The organism is Nocardiopsis sinuspersici (assembly GCF_001998325.1).
Taxonomy (GTDB): domain Bacteria; phylum Actinomycetota; class Actinomycetes; order Streptosporangiales; family Streptosporangiaceae; genus Nocardiopsis; species Nocardiopsis sinuspersici.
On the sequence record NZ_MCOK01000001.1, the window covers coordinates 174607 to 192888 of the forward strand.

12 protein-coding genes are annotated in these 18282 nt (G+C 71.2%); 10 read left to right on the plus strand and 2 right to left on the minus strand.

Going from position 1 to position 18282, the window contains the following annotated elements; all coding sequences use genetic code 11:
* Positions 1-317: 317 nt before the first annotated feature.
* The 4 genes from NOSIN_RS00740 (at position 318) to NOSIN_RS00755 (ending at position 5265) form a co-directional block, all read left to right on the plus strand.
* On the plus strand, positions 318-2366 hold the full coding sequence (locus NOSIN_RS00740) for a putative bifunctional diguanylate cyclase/phosphodiesterase (protein ID WP_077688888.1): 2049 nt from the start codon (positions 318-320) through the stop codon (positions 2364-2366).
* Positions 2367-2456: 90 nt separating this feature from the next.
* Positions 2457-2756, plus strand: coding sequence for an Asp-tRNA(Asn)/Glu-tRNA(Gln) amidotransferase subunit GatC (gene gatC, locus NOSIN_RS00745; protein ID WP_077688889.1), 300 nt, complete (start codon positions 2457-2459; stop codon positions 2754-2756).
* 2 nt (positions 2757-2758) lie between these two features.
* A complete protein-coding gene (gene gatA, locus NOSIN_RS00750; protein ID WP_077688890.1) occupies positions 2759-4258 on the plus strand; it encodes an Asp-tRNA(Asn)/Glu-tRNA(Gln) amidotransferase subunit GatA in 1500 nt (499 codons plus the stop codon).
* 209 nt (positions 4259-4467) lie between these two features.
* On the plus strand, positions 4468-5265 hold the full coding sequence (locus NOSIN_RS00755; protein ID WP_236743274.1) for a CPBP family intramembrane glutamic endopeptidase: 798 nt from the start codon (positions 4468-4470) through the stop codon (positions 5263-5265).
* A gap of 111 nt (positions 5266-5376) precedes the next feature.
* On the opposite strand, the gene NOSIN_RS00760 is transcribed toward NOSIN_RS00755, so the two are convergent.
* Both NOSIN_RS00760 and NOSIN_RS00765 read right to left on the minus strand, forming a co-directional pair.
* The gene (locus NOSIN_RS00760) at positions 5377-6597 is read right to left on the minus strand and encodes a Cys-Gln thioester bond-forming surface protein (RefSeq protein WP_077688891.1); all 1221 of its coding nucleotides are present in this window, start codon (positions 6595-6597) and stop codon (positions 5377-5379) included.
* A gap of 397 nt (positions 6598-6994) precedes the next feature.
* Positions 6995-8176 carry a thioester domain-containing protein gene (locus tag NOSIN_RS00765; protein ID WP_077693324.1) on the minus strand — a complete coding sequence of 394 codons (1182 nt, stop codon included), beginning with the start codon at positions 8174-8176 and terminating at the stop codon, positions 6995-6997.
* 299 nt (positions 8177-8475) lie between these two features.
* Here NOSIN_RS00765 and gatB point away from each other — a divergent pair, with 299 nt between their 5' ends.
* The 6 genes from gatB to ilvC all read left to right on the plus strand — a co-directional run bounded on the left by gatB (position 8476) and on the right by ilvC (position 17926).
* The gene (gene gatB, locus NOSIN_RS00770) at positions 8476-9972 is read left to right on the plus strand and encodes an Asp-tRNA(Asn)/Glu-tRNA(Gln) amidotransferase subunit GatB (protein WP_077693325.1); all 1497 of its coding nucleotides are present in this window, start codon (positions 8476-8478) and stop codon (positions 9970-9972) included.
* Between the two features lie 506 nt (positions 9973-10478).
* The gene (locus NOSIN_RS00775) at positions 10479-13184 is read left to right on the plus strand and encodes a putative bifunctional diguanylate cyclase/phosphodiesterase (RefSeq protein ID WP_077688892.1); all 2706 of its coding nucleotides are present in this window, start codon (positions 10479-10481) and stop codon (positions 13182-13184) included.
* A gap of 81 nt (positions 13185-13265) precedes the next feature.
* Complete coding sequence (locus NOSIN_RS00780; RefSeq protein ID WP_170293684.1) at positions 13266-14138, plus strand: hypothetical protein; 873 nt, start codon at positions 13266-13268, stop codon at positions 14136-14138.
* A 413-nt stretch (positions 14139-14551) separates the two neighbouring features.
* Complete coding sequence (locus tag NOSIN_RS00785) at positions 14552-16312, plus strand: acetolactate synthase large subunit (RefSeq protein WP_077688893.1); 1761 nt, start codon at positions 14552-14554, stop codon at positions 16310-16312.
* Positions 16313-16332: 20 nt separating this feature from the next.
* The gene (gene ilvN, locus NOSIN_RS00790; protein WP_077688894.1) at positions 16333-16857 is read left to right on the plus strand and encodes an acetolactate synthase small subunit; all 525 of its coding nucleotides are present in this window, start codon (positions 16333-16335) and stop codon (positions 16855-16857) included.
* 73 nt (positions 16858-16930) lie between these two features.
* Entirely contained in the window at positions 16931-17926 is a 996-nt protein-coding gene (ilvC, locus tag NOSIN_RS00795) for a ketol-acid reductoisomerase (protein WP_171986540.1), read from the plus strand.
* The last annotated feature ends 356 nt before the right edge of the window (positions 17927-18282 follow it).

Below are 18282 nucleotides of genomic sequence, written 5' to 3' on the forward strand. Positions count from 1 at the left end.
CCGTGGTCGACGGAGGTGACCGATATCCCTTCGCGAGGGTGGCACCTCGACCGTGCCGGACCTGCGGACGTGTCGGGTCTGGGTACCTTTTCGGCGCTTTCTCATCCCACACAGTCTTCATCCTGGTTAACTGATAGTCCCTGGTGCGCGACACTTGGTGACGAAGCCACGTAAGGTGGACGTAGTAGACCTAGATACGGGCGCATCTAGAACCAGGATTCGGTCAGGAGGGGTGGCCGAGTTCCGGACACTCCGAACCATCAGGAGCGGCGGTGCTGCAGCGCCCCCGCTCCACGGCCCCCTCACGAGGACCAGGCATGAAGGATCCCATCAGCACGAGGGACATCGGCCCCAGGGCCGGAACGCCGCTGTGGCTGTACATGCTGGGCACCACGGTCGCCGGGGCGGGACTGCTCGCCCTCTCCGCCCTCGGGCTGTCCCCGGACGAACTGCGCACACTCGCCATCCAGCCGCTCCTCTGGGTCCTGCTGTGCGTGATCGTCCTCGGCGAGCTGCGGCCCGTCTCCATCCCCGGGCAGCCGCCCGGCAACGGGGTGCCCACCTCCCTGCCCTTCTCCTTCGCCCTCGTCATCCAGTACGGGCTGCCCGTGGCCGCCCTCATCCAGGTCACGGCCACCCTCGTCGCCGGGGTCGCGCGCGGCCACGCGTCCCACCGCGCCGTGTTCAACGCCGCCCAGTACACCCTCTCCCTCGGCGTCGCCGACGCCGTCCTGCGCCTCCTGGGGCCCGTGCTCGTCCAGGGCGCCCGGTTCCCCGCCGCGGGGGAGCTCGTCACCGTCGCCCTGGCCGGAGCCGCCTACTTCGTGACCAACCGCGTGCTGGTCCTGTGCGCCGTGGCCATGCACGAGCGCGTCTCCCTCAGGCACACCATGTCCAGAGGGCTGGGCCAGCAGGCCTACATCAACGGAATCCTGCTCAGCCTCGCCCCGCTCGTGGTCGTGGCCATGAACCACTCGGTGCTCTACGTCCCGCTGTTCGTCCTTCCCCTGGGCGCGCTGTACACGAGCGCCCTGCTTTCGGTCAAGCGCGACCACCAGGCCAACCACGACGAGCTCACCGCGCTGGCCAACCGCAAACTCCTCACGGTCCGCGCCCAACAGGAACTCGTCGGCGCCCAGCAGCGCGGCGGCTCGGTCGGCCTGCTCCTGCTCGACCTGGACCGGTTCAAGGAGATCAACGACACCCTGGGCCACCCCATCGGCGACCGCCTCCTGCAGACCGTCGCCCGCAGGCTCACCCACAGCGTCCGCCCCGGCGATCTCGTGGCCCGGCTCGGCGGCGACGAGTTCGCCGTCCTGCTGCCCGAGATCCGCGACACCGCCGCCGCCCACGAGGTCGCCTCCCGTCTCAGGGGAGCCCTCACCGAGCCCGTCCGCATGGACGGCATGGAGTTCGACCTGCAGGCCAGCATCGGCATCGCGCTCTTCCCCCACGACGCGTCCGACCTCGCCCTCCTCATGCAGCGCGCCGACGTGGCCATGTACGTCGCCAAGGCCGCCCGCACGGGCGTGGAGTCCTACGACCCCGGCAAGGACCGCAACTCCACCGCCCGGCTGAGCCTGTACAGCGAACTGCGCCGGGGCCTGTCCGAGGGCGCCCTGGAGATGCGCTACCAGCCCAAGGTCAGCCTGGACGACGAGCGCCCCATCGGCCTGGAGGCCCTCGCCCGCTGGCACCACCCCAGTCGCGGCCTGCTCACCCCCGACGAGTTCATGCCGGTCGTGGAGCAGTCCAACCTGCTGCGCGCCTTCACCGCCCAGGTCCTGGACCTGGCCCTGGCCCACGCGGCCCTGTGGCACGAGGAGGGCATGACCCTGCCCGTCGCCGTCAACCTCGGCATGCGCGAACTCCTCGACCCCGAGCTGCCCGGCACCGTCGCCGCCGCTCTGCGCGAACACGGCGTGGAACCCCGACGGCTCGTCCTGGAGGTCGGCGAGCACGCCCTGATCACCGACCCCGAAGCCGCCACCGAGGCCGTCCACCGGCTCCGCGACCTCGGCGTCGGCCTGTCCCTGGACGACTTCGGCACCGGCCACTTCACCCTCGCCCAGCTCGCCGGGCTGCCCCTGGACGAGGTCAAGATCCACGAGTCCTTCACCGCGCGGCTGGTCGACCGGTCCGACAGCGGCCACACCGTCGTGCGCGCCGCCATCGCCCTGGTCAAGGCACTGGGCATGCGCGCCACCGCCGAGGGCGTCCAGAGCGCCGAGCTCGTCCGCGCCGCCCGCGACACCGGCTGCCACGCCGCCCAGGGCTGCTACTTCGCGCCGCCGCTGGCCGCGCGGGAGGTCGCCGGCTGGGTCGCCGCCCGCGACGGCGGCACCGCGGCCGACACCCGCGTCTGACCCGCCTCGTCCCCGACCGGCACCGGGACCGGCCCCGGCGCCATAGGATTGACGCCGATAGTCCTTCCGCCGAAGAAACGGTTCGCATTCATGACCGCCATCACCCGCGATGAGGTCGCACACCTCGCCCGGTTGTCGCGGCTGGCGCTCGACGAGAGCGAGCTCGACACGCTCGCCGCCCAGCTCGGTGACATCCTCACCGCCGTGGCCAAGGTGCAGGAGGTCGCCCAGGGCGACATCCCGCCCAGCTCGCACGCCCTGCCGCTGACCAACGTCTACCGCCCCGACGAGGCCAGGCCCGGCCTCACCCCCGACCAGGCCCTGGCCGGAGCCCCCGCGGTGGAGGACCAGCGCTTCCGGGTCCCGCGGATCCTCGGGGAGGAGGAGTAGAGGTGAGCGACGTCGTCAGCATGACCGCCGCACAGCTCGGCGAGGCCATCAAGGAGGGCAGGGTCTCCTCCGAGGAGGCCACCACCGCCTACCTGGACCGGATCGAGGCCGTGGACGGCGAGATCAACGCCTTCCTGCACGTGCGCCGCGAGACCGCCCTGGACCAGGCCCGCGCGGTGGACGCCCGCCGCGCCGCCGGTGAGGAGCTGGGCCCGCTCGCCGGTGTCCCGGTCGCCCACAAGGACGTGTTCACCACCAAGGACATGCCCACCACGGCGGCCTCCAAGATCCTGGAGGGCTGGCAGCCGCCCTACGACGCCACCGTCACCGCGCGCCTGCGCGAGGCCGGGCTGGTCCTCCTGGGCAAGACCAACATGGACGAGTTCGCGATGGGCTCCTCCACGGAGAACTCCGCCTACCAGGTCACCCGCAACCCGTGGGACACCGACCGCGTCCCGGGCGGCTCCTCCGGCGGCTCCTCCGCGGCCGTGGCCGCGTTCGAGGCGCCCCTGGCCACCGGCACCGACACCGGCGGATCCATCCGCCAGCCCGCCGCCGTGTGCGGCCTGGTCGGCGCCAAGCCCACCTACGGCGGCTCCTCCCGCTTCGGGCTGATCGCCTTCGCCTCCTCCCTGGACACGCCCGGCCCGTTCGCGCGCAACGTGCTCGACGCCGCCCTGCTGCACGAGGCCTTCTCCGGGCACGACCCGCACGACTCCACCTCCGTCGACGCCCCGGTCCCGCCGGTCGTGGACGCCGCCCGCCTGGGCGACGTCAACGGCCTGCGCGTGGGCGTGGTCAAGGAACTGGACAACGACGGCTTCCAGCCGGGTGTGCGCCAGCGCTTCCACGAGACCCTGGAGCTGCTGGAGTCCCTCGGCGCGAAGGTCGTCGAGCTGTCCTGCCCGAGCTTCGACGCCGCCCTGTCGGCGTACTACCTCATCGCGCCCAGCGAGTGCTCGTCCAACCTGGCCCGGTTCGACGCCATGCGCTACGGCCTGCGGGTGGGAGACGACGGCACGCGCAGCGCCGAGGAGGTCATGTCGCTGACCCGTGCCCAGGGCTTCGGCCCCGAGGTCAAGCGCCGCATCATGCTGGGCACCTACGCCCTGTCGAGCGGCTACTACGACGCCTACTACGGCAGCGCCCAGCAGGTGCGCACGCTGATCAAGCGCGACTTCGACGCCGCGTTCGAGAACGTGGACGTGCTGGTCTCGCCGACCACGCCGACCACGGCCTTCCCCATCGGGGAGCGCTCCGAGGACCCCATGGCCATGTACCTGGCCGACCTGTGCACGATCCCGTCCAACCTGGCCGGGAACGCGTCGCTGTCGGTGCCGTGCGGCCTGGCCCCGGAGGACGGCCTGCCCGTCGGCTTCCAGGTCATGGCCCCGCCCCTGGCCGACGACCGCACCTACCGGGTCGCGGCCGCGGTCGAGCGGGCGCTGGACGAGCGCGACGGCGCCCTGCTGGCCCGCAGCCCCTACGCGGTCGGCCGGTAGGAGCGGCAGGTCCGCGGCGGTACCACGGTGCCCGTCGTCCCGAGAGGGGCGGCGGGCACCGTTCTGCGTTCCGGGGCGGCGCCCGGGGCGGAGGGAGCCGGATTCCCCGGCGGCCCGAGGGGCGGACCGCTCAGGCGGGCATTATGAGAGCTTTGTATAGATAAATGCTCTGTTGATGCTTTTGCCGGAAAAGAGAAGTGACGACACGCGTGAGTGCCACAGACGCCGGCGGCCGCGACCAAGCCGCTCCCGCAGACGGTACACGCTCCAGGCGTCGCGTCGTCCCGCTGCTGGGAACCCGGGTACGCCTGCGGGACACGGCCCTCCTCGGAGCGGTCACCATCGGCTCCGGGGCGCTGTTGACCGGTCTGGGGCTGCTGGCGGTCACGCTCACCGCTTCCGGCTGGACGCCCGCCGCACGGGTCGCCCTGGCGATCGGCCCCCTCGTACTGCTCACCCCGCTGGTGGCCTGCGCCGCGGGCCACGCCCTCCTCGTGCGCCGCGGGCCCCGCCTGGCCCTGGAGGACGTGGGCCTCGCGAAGCCGAACCGCGTCCCCGTCGGCCTAGTCCTGTGGATTCCGCTGGCCGTCCTGTCCGCGGCGCTCTCCACGGGGATCGCACTCGGCGCGGCCTCCCTGCTGGGTGCGGAGGACGCCGGCGGCTCCGCGTCCTCCACGCCCTCCGGCCTCGTGTCGGATCTGCCACTCCCCGCGGGCGTCGCCGTCGCCGTCGGTATGGCGCTGCTCTTCCCCCTCTTCGAGGAGATCCTCTTCCGCGGTATGCTGCACGGCGCCCTGTCCCGCCACGTGGCCCCGTGGGCGGCGGCCGTGCTCTCGGCGACGGTGTTCTCCCTCGTCCACGTGACTCCCCTGCTGATGCCCTACACGCTGGTCCTGGGCCTCTGGCTGGGCTGGCTGCACCGCCGGTACGAGTCCATCGTCCCGTCGGTCGTGCTCCACTGCTGCAACAACGCACTGGTCACGGTCATCGCCCTCAGTTCGCTGTAGCGAAGGACACCGGCACCGCCGCCGCCTCCCGGGAACGGCGAAGGGCCCGTCCCGTGGTCTTCCACGGGGCGGGCCCTCAGGCACCACCGCTGTGAGGCGGCCGGAAGGGGTCTAGCCCTCCAGGTCCTCGGCGCTCGCGGCCTTGCGCTTGCGGCTGAGGTAGATGGCTCCGCCACCGGCACCCAGGGCGGCCACACCGGCGGCGACCAGGCCGGCGAGCGCTCCACCGGTGACCGGCAGGGTGGGCTCGTTCTGGTCGTCGGCGGGAGCGGACGGCTTCTCGCTGGGCTCCTCCGGAGCGGTCGGCTCCGGGGACTCCGGCTCGCTGGGCGCGGGGGACTCGGGCTCGCTCGGCTCGTCGCTCGGCTCCGGGGACTCCGGCGGAGTGACCTCGCCCTCGGTCCAGGAGGCGCCGGCGGACGCGGAGACGGTGGCCTCGCCGTCCTCGGCGGTGATCAGCGTCTGGGTCGCGGCCTTGTCCGACTCGCCCCTGAACAGGCGGCCGTTCTCGACGGTGGCGCTGGCCTCCAGGGAGAACCTGGCCTGGCCCGCCTCGGCGTCGGCCGGGACGGAGAAGCCGACCTTGTCGCCGTCGTCGACGCTGTCGACGGGCTCGCCGGTCTCGATGTCGACCAGCGTGACGCCGTCGGGGGCCTCCAGGTTCACCGGGATACCACTGCCGTTGGTCTCGATGAGGAACTCGCCGACGGTCTCCCCGGCCTTGCCGGAGGCCTCGCCCGGAGTGATGCTCAGGGAGGGAGCGGGCTGCTCCACGTCCTTGGCCGCCCCGACGAGGTAGTCGTAGACGTCCCTGACACCGTCGGGGTCGGTGCCGGTCAGCTCGGCGCCGTTGCTGAAGTGCCAGATCGCGGCCTGGGTCGCGGCGAGGGCCTGCTTGTCACCGAAGTGGCGGTTGTCCACCCCGGCGGCCTCGGCCAGCTCCGCGGCGCTGAGCTCCGGGTAGCTGTTCTGGAGGATCCAGCGCACCTTGGCGGGTGCGGCGAAGTCGCCCGCGCCCGGGTAGGTGGACCAGTCGTCCTCGCGGTACCAGGCGCTGCTGCGGATACCGGTTTCGAGGTCGATGCAGTACGTCGTCAGAAGGGTGCCGTCTTCGAGCTTCAGGTTGAAGAGGGTCGTTCCGACGCTCTGGCCGTCCATCTTGACGTTGACACCGCTCTTGGCGTTGCCGACGTACTGGGCGCGGGCGGAGCCGTCATGGGTCTCCGGCTCCGCGGCCGCGGGGGCGGCGGCCAGGCCGAAGGCCAGGAACGCGGCGGCGGAGGCGGCGAGGCCGGTGCGCCCGACGGTGCGGGGGAGGGAGGAAATACTCAAATCGTGTCCCGGTGTGTTCTAGGGGTAACCGGATAGAAGCATCCGTCCACGAGGCCCTGAGGCCGAAGGGCGGAAGCGCTGGCCACGGCACGGTGGCAACTGGAAAACCTGTGCCGCCTTCGCGTTCGTCAGTTCCGGGAAGTCACCACGTCGGGGTCGGGGCGTGACGCCATGTGGGGTGGCGCGATCTTCCGAAGTGGGCTCTGTGATGCGGGAACCGGCCGCAGTGCCGTGGTGTGCCAACGCCAGCCTGATACTAGCGATCCCCCTGACTACTTCCAACCCGGTTCGCGGAAAATATGCCCCGATACGGCCAGGAAAAAAATTCTGCGCAGGCGGGCCAAATTATGGCCATAGGTCACGCAACCAAAAGCGGATTCAGGCGTCCCGCCCGCGCTCAGGTGCGCCGTTTACGGCCCAGAACCAGGATGATCAGGCCGGACACCATCAGGGCGCCGGCGATGACCAACAGCCCCGACAACCAGGTGCCGGTGTGGGCCAACCCACCCTCCGGGTTTCGGTCCTCCTCCGCCGAGGGCTCCTGCCGCTCCTCATCCTCCGGAGCGGCCTCCTCCTGCCCGGCCTCGCCGCGCACGGGAGGCTCCTCCTCCGGCACGGGCTCCGGGGTCCCCTCCGGCCCCGGCTCCCCGGTCTGCTCCGGATGCCAGGTGAAGGTCGCGCTGGCCGAGCTCGTCGCCGTACCCGCCTCCGCGGTCACCAGCGGCCGGGTGCGCACGCCGTCCCGTCCGGTGAACAGCCGTCCCTGCGGCAGCGGCACGTCGCGGCTGCGCAGGTGCAGGGTCGCCACCCCGGCCGGAACCGACGGGTCCACCTCCAGGTAGACCTCGTCGCCGTCATGGACCTGGGCCACCTGGTCACCGTCCCCGTCGACCAGCCACGACGCCGGGGCACCGCGCACCGACACCTTCACCGGATCCGAGCCGGAGGTGTGCACGGTCAGCGGTCCCAGGGGCTCCTCGGGGGCGACCGCCTCCGCGTGCGCCGGGACCACGTTCAGGGACTGGGAGGCGGCTGTGTCGGCCGCCGTCGTGCTGCCCTCGACCAGGTGGTCGTACAGGGCGAGGACCGGGGCGTCGTTGGCCTCCCGGTCCGGCTCCACCCGGTCCAGCACGTGCCACAGGGCGGCCTGGGTGCCCGCGATGGCCTGGCCCTCGTCCAGCTGGGGCAGGCCCGACCTCTCCGCGAGGGCGGGCAGATCGACCATCGGGTAGGAGTGGGAGACGATCCAGTCCGCCCGGTCGGCGGGGTCCGTCTCACGGGGGGCCTCGGTCCACTGAGGGCTGTCGGACCACGTGGACTCCACGTAGGCGGCGTGCGGGACCACCTCGTCGTCGGAGGTGGCCGTGTAGGCCCGCACCGAGTCCTGGGCGGCCACGCGCAGGCTGAACAGCGCGGTGTCGGCCTCCCGGCCGTCGGCGAGGACGAGGACCGCGCCCGCGACCGGGTCGCGGTCCACACGTGAGAAGTCGTCGGCGCTCGCCGCGGGGACGCCGACCAGAACGCCGACCAGGGCGGCGGAGGAAAGCAGCGCGGCGCACCGACGCAGAATGCCGGACATGCTCTTGCGCTCCTGTGCGAGGGCGGCGGCCACCATGGGGGCCGACCGGCGAGATCGTCTTCTGTCGGAGCACCCAGGCTAACGGTCCGGAGGTCGCAGACCCCGGATGTTCCCTCGACAGCAGCCCAATCGTGTACTGGCCGTGATGTCCGGTGACCCTTCCGTGTCCTGGCACCGGGCACTCCACCCCCGCGCGCTCGGTAGGCTGAGCTGGAAGGTATGTCCTCTACGGAAACGGGTTTGCGGCGATGGCCCACGCGGTAACTCCTAGCCCTGCCACCAACAGCGCTCCTGTGCCGGTGGCCTACGAGCAGGCGCTGGCCAAGTACGAGCCCGTGCTCGGCCTGGAGACCCACATCGAGCTGGGCACCGCCTCCAAGATGTTCTGCTCCTGCCCCACGGAGTTCGGGGCCGATCCCAACACGCAGGTGTGCCCGGTCTGCCTGGCGATGCCCGGCTCGCTGCCGGTCGTCAACGAGAAGGCGGTCGAGGGCGCCATCCGCCTGGGCCTGGCACTGAACTGCTCGGTCGCCCCCTGGGGCCGGTTCGCCCGGAAGAACTACTTCTATCCGGACATGCCGAAGAACTACCAGATCTCCCAGTACGACGAGCCGATCTGCGTCGACGGCCACCTCGACGTCACCGTCGACACCCCCGACGGGCCGCGCGAGTTCCGTGTGGAGATCGAGCGCGTCCACATGGAGGAGGACACCGGCAAGACCTCGCACGTGGGCGGGGCCACCGGCCGCATCCACGGTGCCGACCACTCCATCGTCGACTACAACCGCGCGGGCATCCCGCTGCTGGAGATCGTCACCAAGCCCATCGCCGGCACCGGCGAGCTGGCGCCCCTGGTGGCCCGCGCCTACGCCGCCGAGCTGCGCGACCTGGTCCGCTCCCTGGGCATCTCCGACGTGCGCATGGAGGAGGGCTCCATGCGCTGCGACGTCAACGTCTCGATCAACGAGCGCGGCGCCGCCGAGTGGGGCACCCGCAGCGAGACCAAGAACGTCAACTCGCTGCGCTCGGTCGAGCGGGCCGTGCACTCGGAGATCGAGCGCCAGGCCGGTGTGCTCGACGCCGGGCAGAGGGTCGTGCAGGAGACCCGCCACTTCCAGGAGAACACCGGCCGCAGCATCCCCGGCCGCTCCAAGGAGGAGGCGCAGGACTACCGGTACTTCCCGGACCCCGACCTGGTCCCCGTCGCCCCCTCCGACGCGTGGGTGGAGGAGCTGCGCGCCACCCTGCCCGAGCTGCCCGCCGCCAAGCGCGCCCGGGTCCGCGCCGAGTGGAGCCTCACCGACACCGAACTGCGCGACCTGGTCAACGCCGACGCCATCGAACTGGTGGAGGCGACCGTGGCCGAGGGCGCCCCGTCGGCCGAGGCCCGCAAGCTGTGGCTGAACGAGCTGTCCCGCCGCGCCACCGAGCAGGAGGTGGAGCTGGGCGCCCTGCCCATCACCCCCGCCCAGGTCGCCCGGGTCATCGCCCTGGTCGCCGAGGGCACCCTCACCAACAAGCTGGCCCGCCAGGTGGTGGAGGGCGTGCTGGCCGGTGAGGGCGAGCCCGACGCCGTGGTCGAGGCCCGCGGCCTGAAGGTGGTCAGCGACGACGGCGCGCTCGGCACGGCCGTGGACGAGGCCATCGCGAGCAACCCCGACGCCGCCGACAAGGTGCGCGGCGGCAAGGTCGCCGCGGCCGGTGCCCTGGTGGGCGCCGTCATGAAGGCGACCCGGGGCCAGGCCGACGCGGGCCGCGCCCGCGAGCTCATCCTGGAGAAGCTCGGCGCGAACTGACCCGCCTGCCCCGGGGCGCTCGTATCCCGGCTCCGGGGCACCTCCCCCTCTCCGGGGACGTCCCGCGGTGGACACCGCTCGCCGCGGGCCGTTCCCGGCGGCCCCTCCCGCCGGTGGAGGGGCCCGTGTCCGCGGTGTGTTCCTCGCGGCCCGGCCGATCCGCGAGGGGGTTCGCCCGGGTCACGGCGCGTCAGGCGCGCCGGCGAACGGGCGGCGCGAAACCATCACGCTGAGTGAGGATTCCGTCGTCATCTCTCATCCGGTCCTCAATCGCTGTGTGACCTTGGTTGCGTAGGGTTGCGATGCACGGGGGCGTGTACGGTCCCGCGGACCGTTCCCGCCACCAGCTCGTCCCAATCCCGCGAGATCCTGGGCGAGACGCGGCGCCGGGTGCTGTGCCGCGCCCGGACTCGAACGACGCGAGGTGGGTGCTCCATGTCTGAGGAGAGAGCGTGATGGCGGCCAACCGCAGTGTCAGCCGCGGCGCGCCCACTGGGAGGTCGGTGATGGGAACCCGGACACGCCGCCTGTGGGCCGTCGTCCTGGGCGTGTTGTTCCTGCTCTACGTCGCGGGAACGTTCATTCCCGCGGGGGATGCCAGCGTGACCGCGCAACTCGGCGAGTGGCCGACGTCCGCCGCGGCCGGAGCCGCCGGGCTGGCCCTGCTCTACGCCTCGCGCCACTGGGCCGCCACCGGCGCCGACCGGGACGCACGCGCGGACGGCGCGGACGGCGCCGCCGCCCTGCGACACCTCGGCTTCGCCGCGCTCGCCTGGTGCGCGGGTGGCCTCGCTCACGCTCTGATCCGCCTGTTCAGCTCCGGGTCGGTCCTTTCGATCACCCTCGGTGACCTCTTCTCCCTGGCCGCCCTGCCACTCTTCGTGGTCGGCTTCACCAAGTTCGCCCCCTGGCCGGGCGGGGTCCGGACCGCTGTGCGGCACGTCACCGACAGCTACGTGTGCGCGGCCGCGGTGTTCGCCATGGTGTGGCTGCTGCTGTTCTCCCCGCTCTACCGGGAACTGGGTGAGGGAGCCGGGTTCCTCGGCTTCGCCCTGGTCTACCCGGTCGCCGACATCGTCGTGCTGTGCCTGCTCGTGCCGCTGGTGTTCATGTCGCCGCACAGCACGCGGCGTGCGGTGCTGGTGGCGATCGGCGCGCTCGTCGTCATCGCCGCCTCGGACATGATCGGCGCGGTCACCCGACTGATCGGCCCGCCCGTGGCCGGGGGCATCGAGCACCCGGTGAAGTTCCTGGGCTTCGCCCTGCTGGGCGCCCTGCCCTGGCTGGTGGGGCACCGGCCGGGCACGGGTCCGCGCCGCATCACCGGCCGGGGCCTGTACCGGTTCGCGCCCGAGTTCGCCGCGATCGGCGCGGTGTTCGTCGCCGCCGTGGTGCTCACCGTGGCCGGGATCCGCCTGCCCGGGGTGGCGCCGGTGCTGCCGCTGGCCGCGGGCACCGCCGTCGTGGTGCTGCTGGTGCGCATGGCGGGGATGCTGGAGGAGAACGCCACCCTGTCCCGGATGGTGCGCAACCGCGAGGGCCACTTCCACGAGCTGGCGCGCAACAGCGGCGACGTCATCCTCGTCCTGGACCGGGACGGCGGGGTGAACCACGTCAGCCCGGGCACGGCCGAGGCCTTCGGCTACCGGCTCGACGACGTGCTCGCCGCGCCCGTCACCGCGCTCATCCACCCCGAGGACCTGGGACGCACGAAGGCGATCGACGACCTGTTCGCCGAACGCGGCACCCAGGGGGTGCACATGCGGCTGCGGGTCCGGGCGGCGGACGGGACCTGGAGGCACACCGAGTCGACGATCTCGCTGTACGAGCAGCCGGGTGAGCCCGACCGGCTGCTGGTGACCACCCGTGACATCAGCGCGCAGGTGGCGCTGCAGGAAGAGGTGGAGCACCTGACCTTCCACGACGGTGTGACCGGGCTGCCCAACCGGGCCTACCTGGAGGAGCGGGCCAGCGACGTGCTGGCGCACCGGGCGATGAGCGAGGAGGCCACCGGGGACGTCGCGGTGATCTTCCTGGACCTGGACGGGTTCACGGCGGTCAACGACTCCGCCGGACACGTGCGCGGCGACCACCTGCTCGGCCAGGCGGCACGCCGGCTGCGCGGCGCGGTGGAGTCCCAGGCGACCCTGGCGCGCTGGGGCGGCGACGAGTTCGCGGTCCTGATCGAGGACGTGCCCAAGGCACAGCGGGTGGTGGACCTGGCCGAGCGGCTGGGGCACGTGATCGCCTCCGAGCCGTTCCAGGTCGCCGACCGGAACATCCCGCTGACGGCCAGCATCGGCGTGGCCTTCGCCGAACCGTCCACCGACAGCGGTGAGCTGCTGCGCAACGCCGACGTGGCGATGACCCGCGCCAAGGAGCGCGGGACCGGCCACGTGGAGGTCTACGCCGCGCACATGCACGACACCGTGATCTCGCGCCTGGAACTGCAGATACAGCTGCGCCAGGCGCTGGCCGACGGCGACTTCTTCCTGGAGTACCAGCCGATCGTGGACCTGGGCAGCTCCCAGGTGACCTCGGTGGAGGCGCTGGTGCGCTGGAACCGCGACGGCGAGACGGTGGGACCGGAGACGTTCATCGGCGCGGCCGAGGAGTCGGGGCTGATCGTGCCGCTGGGCGAGCAGATCCTGCGCGAGGCGTGCGAGAAGGTCGCGGTGTGGCGGATCTCGGACTGGGACATCGGCCTGTCGGTGAACCTGTCGGTGAAGCAGGTGCTGTCGCCGCACTTCGTGGAGAGGGTGGAGGGCGTCCTCGCCGAGACGGGCCTGTCCGCCGAGGTGCTCACACTGGAGGTCGACGAGGAGGTCCTGCTCGACGGCGGCGGCGAGGCCGTGCAGCGGCTGGGGGAGTTGCGCGACCTGGGCGTGCGGCTGGCCATCGACGACTACGGGATGGGCTACGCGTCGCTGGCGCACCTGCGCAGGCTGAGCGTGGACGCGATCAAGATCGACCCGTCGTTCGTGGCGGACCTGGGCCGCGACGACACGGTCACGCTGCTCACGCACACGATCATCCAGCTGGGGCGCGACCTGGGCGTGCAGGTGGTGGCCGAGGGCATCGAGCGCCCGGAGCAGTTGGAGCAGCTGCGCGCCATGGGCTGCGACCACGGCCAGGGCTTCCTGGTGGCCCGCCCGATGGCCGCGAGCGGTGTGGAGTCGCTCGTGGGCGGCGAGGCCGGCGCCAGCCTGTAGGCACATCCGTCCGGAAGCGACATATTCGGACGTTACGTCCTCTACCTGCGGAGACGTCGACACGCCCGCTAATTTTCCGGCATGCCCTCACAAGAACACGAGCTTCCGGTCGACCTCATCCGCAACGACCCCAGGTTCGCCGCGGAGCTTCTCCAGGAGGTCACCGGGAAGCCGTTGCCCGAGCACACACGGGTGCGCTGTGACGCGTCCGAGGCGACACGGTCCGCGCCCTCGCAACTGATCACCGACTCGTTCGTGGTCTGTGAGCGGCCACCGCTCCCGCACGAGAAGCAGGACGAGCCGGTGCCGGTGCTCGGGATCATCACCGAGCCCCAGAACAAGTGGGATCCGCGCAAGCCCTACAGCTGGCCCTGCTACGTGGCCAACATCCGTCACCGGATCAAGTGCCCGATCGCGCTCCTGGTACTGACCCCGACCACGGCCCTCGCCCGGCGCTACTCCGCGCCCATCGACCTGGGCTGCGGTGAGATCCGTCCCCTGGTCCTCGCCCTGGACACGCTCGAACCGGTCACCGACCAGAGCGTGGCGGCCGCGCATCCGGTGCTGACCGTGCTCGCTCTGGCCTCGAACCCGACGGACGACAAGGCTGCCCTGGAGGCCCTGTTCGTGGCCCTGAAGAGCCTCGATACGTCCGCGTCGTCGCTGTACTCTGACTATGTGCTCGCGGCTCTGTCCGCGACCGCACTAAGCTCCCTGGAGGAGATCATGACCTTGAGTGACTACGAGTTCAGGACCGAGCTGATCGGCCGCCCCTTCCGAGAGGGCGAGGCCAAGGGCCGGGCCGAGGCGATTCTGGGAGTGCTGGACTCCAGGGGGATCGCGGTCTCCGACCGGACGCGTGACCGGATCACCGGGTCCACCGACCTCGACGAGCTGGACCTGTGGGTCCGCCGTGCGGTGAGGGTCGACCGGGCCGAGGACCTCTTCGGCTGACGAGGCGCGGGTACCGGGCGGGGCGCCCCTGCCGGCGTCCCACACCGTGGACCCCGTTCTGGCGCCCTGTGTCGTGTGTTACACACCGTGGCGGCTCTTTTTCGCGTTATCCCAGCTCACGCGGTTGGCCGTGCCTGTCCGTGCAGCCGCATCCTGACATGCGCGTCTCGTACCCTGAGACAATATGGCGTTCTTGTTGACGGACCGCCCTCCGGTCGGCCAATGTTATGAGCGTGCAGAGCAACTCCCTGATTCTCGTACTTGGTCGGCGCGCAGCCCACTGAGCTACTTCTGCTGCGCGCCACCCCTCAACCGCCACCGGGCGGTGGGGGTTTTTTTATTGCCGGACCAGAATCAGACCCACCCAGCCAGAGCCCTCGTACAGCTCTGGACCCTCGCTGAAGGATCTTGAGATGACCGAGCAGATGACCGGCGCCCAATCGCTGATCAGGTCGCTGGAGCAGGTCGGCGTAGACACTGTCTTCGGGATTCCCGGCGGCGCCATCCTCCCGGCCTACGACCCGCTCTACGACTCGGCCAGGGTGCGCCACATCCTCATGCGCCACGAGCAGGGGGCCGGTCACGCCGCCGAGGGCTACGCCTACGCCACGGGCCGTCCCGGCGTGTGCATGGCCACCAGCGGCCCCGGGGCCACCAACCTGGTCACCCCCCTCGCCGACGCCCACATGGACTCGGTCCCGATGGTCGCCATCACCGGCCAGGTCGCCTCCCCGGCGATCGGCACCGACGCCTTCCAGGAAGCCGACATCTGCGGCATCACCATGCCGATCACCAAGCACAACTTCCTGGTCAAGGACGTCCGCGACATCCCGCGCACCATCGCCGAGGCCTTCCACATCGCCTCCAGCGGCCGCCCCGGACCCGTCCTGGTCGACATCGCCAAGGACGCCCTGCAGGCCTCCGCCGACTTCGTCTGGCCCGAGCGCCTCGACCTGCCCGGCTACCGGCCGGTCACCAAGCCCCACGGCAAGCAGGTCCGCGAGGCAGCCCGCATGATCGCCGAGGCCCGGCGCCCCGTGCTCTACGTCGGCGGCGGCGTCCTGCGCGCCGGGGCCGCCGCCGAACTGCGCGTCCTGGCCGAGCTCACCGGCGTCCCCGTGGTCACCACCCTGATGGCACGCGGTGTCTTCCCCGACAGCCACCCGCTGTTCGTGGGCATGCCCGGTATGCACGGCGACGTCGCCGCCGTCGGCGCCCTGCAGAAGGCCGACCTCGTCGTCGCCCTGGGCGCCCGCTTCGACGACCGCGTCACCGGCCGGCTGGACAGCTTCGCCCCCGACGCCAAGGTCGTCCACGCCGACATCGACCCCGCCGAGATCTCCAAGAACCGCCACGCGGACGTGCCCATCGTCGGCGACTGCCGCGAGGTCCTCGCCGACCTGGTCGTGGCCGTGCGCGCCGACCAGGAGAAGGGGCGCCAGGGCGACTACGAGGGCTGGTGGCAGCAGCTCAACCGCCTGCGCACCACCTACCCCAAGGGGTACGAGGCCCCCGACGACGGCAGCCTGTCCCCGCAGGCCGTCATCGAGCGCCTGGGCAAGGTCGTCGGACCGGAGGCCACCTACGTCGCGGGCGTCGGCCAGCACCAGATGTGGGCCGCCCAGTTCATCGACTACGAGCGGCCCGGGGCCTTCGTCAACTCCGGCGGCCTGGGCACCATGGGCTTCTCCGTCCCCGCGGCGCTCGGCGCCAAGGCGGGCGACCCCGACCGCACCGTGTGGTCGATCGACGGCGACGGCTGCTTCCAGATGACCAACCAGGAGCTGGCCACCTGCGCCGTCGAGGGCATCCCCATCAAGGTCGCCGTGGTCAACAACGGCAACCTGGGCATGGTCCGCCAGTGGCAGACCCTGTACTACGAGGGCCGCTACTCCAACACCGACCTGCAGACCTCGCCGCGCGACGAGAAGGTCCGCATTCCCGACTTCGTCCGCCTCGCGGAGGCGTACGGTTGTGTCGGCCTGCGCTGCGAGCGCGTCGAGGACATCGACGCCACCATCGAGAAGGCCATGGCGATCAACGACGCTCCCGTCGTCGTGGACTTCACCGTCAACCACGACGCCATGGTCTGGCCGATGGTCGGCCCCGGTGTCAGCAACGACAACATCCAGTACGCGCGCGACATGGCGCCGAACTGGGAACACGAGGACTAAGAGGAGAAGGCCGAACCACCATGAGCAGTCACACGCTTTCCGTTCTGGTGGAGGACACCCCGGGTATCCTCGCCCGTGCCTCCTCCCTCTTCTCCCGCCGCGGCTTCAACATCGACTCGCTCAGTGTCAGTACCACCGAGCACCCAGGACTGTCCCGGATGACGATCGTGGTCAACTGCGACCTCCACCCCTTGGAGCAGGTGACCAAACAGCTCAACAAGCTGGTCAACGTCGTCAAGATCGTGGAGATGGACACCACCGCGTCGGTCCGGCGCGAGCTGCTGCTCGTCAAGGTCAAGGCCGACGCGTCGAGCCGCACCCACGTGCTTCAGACGGCCGAACTGTTCCGCGCGAACGTCGTGGACGTCAGTCCGGACGTCGTCGTCATCGAGGCCACCGGCGACCCCGAGAAGCTCGATGCCCTGGTCAGGAACCTGGAGCCGTTCGGCATCCGGGAACTCGTCAAGTCAGGGCTGGTCGCCCTGGGACGCGGACCCCGGTCGATCGCCGACCGCTCCTTCCGCGCGGTCGAGCGCAGCGCCTAGGAGCCGGGGGCCCGGACACGGCCGGGCCCCGAACCGCGTTCCACGAAATGTTCAGAAACAGGAGTAAACCCAAGTGGCAGCACAGATGTACTACGACGACGCCGCGGACCTCTCGCTCATCCAGGGCAAGAAGGTCGCCGTGATCGGCTACGGCAGCCAGGGACACGCGCACGCGCTGTCGCTGCGCGACTCGGGCGTGGACGTGCGGATCGGCCTCGCCGAGGGGTCCAAGAGCCGCGCGAAGGCCGAGGAGGAGGGCCTGCGCGTCCTCACCCCCGCCGAGGCCACCCGCGAGGCCGACGTCATCATGATCCTGGTCCCCGACCACATCCACCGCGACCTGTACGCGGCCGAGATCGCGCCGAACCTGGAGGCGGGCAACGCCCTCTTCTTCGGCCACGGCTTCAGCATCCGCTACGGCTTCATCACCCCGCCCGAGGGCGTGGACGTCGCCATGGTCGCCCCCAAGGGCCCGGGCCACCTGGTCCGCCGCCAGTTCGAGGCCGGGCGCGGCGTGCCCTGCCTGGTCGCGGTCGAGAAGGACGCCAGCGGGCAGGCCTGGGACCTGGCGCTGTCCTGGGCCAAGGGCATCGGCGGCACCAAGGCCGGGGTCATCAGGACCACCTTCACCGAGGAGACCGAGACCGACCTGTTCGGTGAGCAGGCCGTGCTCTGCGGCGGTACCGAGGAGCTGGTCAAGGCCGGCTTCGCCACCCTGGTCGAGGCGGGCTACCAGCCCGAGATCGCCTACTTCGAGTGCCTGCACGAGCTCAAGCTGATCGTCGACCTCATGTACGAGGGCGGCATCTCCAAGATGAACTGGTCGGTCTCGGAGAACGCCGAGTACGGCGGCTACACCCGCGGCCCGCGCCTGATCACGGAGCAGACCCGCGAGGAGATGCGCAAGATCCTCGGAGAGATCCAGGACGGCTCCTACGCCAAGGAGCTCATGGACGAGTTCGACGCCGGTCAGCCGACCTTCGGCAAGCGCCGCGAGGCCGAGCAGAACGAGCAGATCGAGAAGGTGGGCGCCGAACTGCGTCCCCTGATGAGCTGGCTCAAGGCCTAGTCCTCTTGGGGCCTCCGCTTCGCTTCGGCCCGCCCGCCGCCCGCCATCGCCCGTCGGGGCGCTTCGCGGGATGCGGGCCGCCACCCTCAACGGACGCCGAGCGCAGTACCGTCCTTGTTCGGGCGCCCGAAGAACGGGGACCGGGTTCGGGAAGGCGCAGTGGAGCCTTCGGTGGGTTCGTGAGGAACGAGCGGATCCACCTGCGAATCCTCCGGGACCCCGTGGGCGCCCGGACCGACCCCCTGGGGCCGAGGCCCGCCCAAGAACAGGCTCCCGGTCCGGGGAGGGCCTGGTGAACCACGGGGGCAGGTGGACATACCACCTGCCCCCATCGGGTTCCCTACCCCGGCAGTAGA

Coding starts and splice junctions, on each gene's coding strand:
- NOSIN_RS00765 (WP_077693324.1), bottom strand. CDS start 8,176: ATGTCCGGCATTCTGCGTCGGTGCGCCGCGCTGCTTTCCTCCGCCGCC.
- NOSIN_RS00780 (WP_170293684.1), top strand. CDS start 13,266: ATGCCCTCACAAGAACACGAGCTTCCGGTCGACCTCATCCGCAACGAC.
- ilvN (WP_077688894.1), top strand. CDS start 16,333: ATGAGCAGTCACACGCTTTCCGTTCTGGTGGAGGACACCCCGGGTATC.
- NOSIN_RS00740 (WP_077688888.1), top strand. CDS start 318: ATGAAGGATCCCATCAGCACGAGGGACATCGGCCCCAGGGCCGGAACG.
- NOSIN_RS00775 (WP_077688892.1), top strand. CDS start 10,479: ATGGGAACCCGGACACGCCGCCTGTGGGCCGTCGTCCTGGGCGTGTTG.
- NOSIN_RS00785 (WP_077688893.1), top strand. CDS start 14,552: ATGACCGAGCAGATGACCGGCGCCCAATCGCTGATCAGGTCGCTGGAG.
- gatC (WP_077688889.1), top strand. CDS start 2,457: ATGACCGCCATCACCCGCGATGAGGTCGCACACCTCGCCCGGTTGTCG.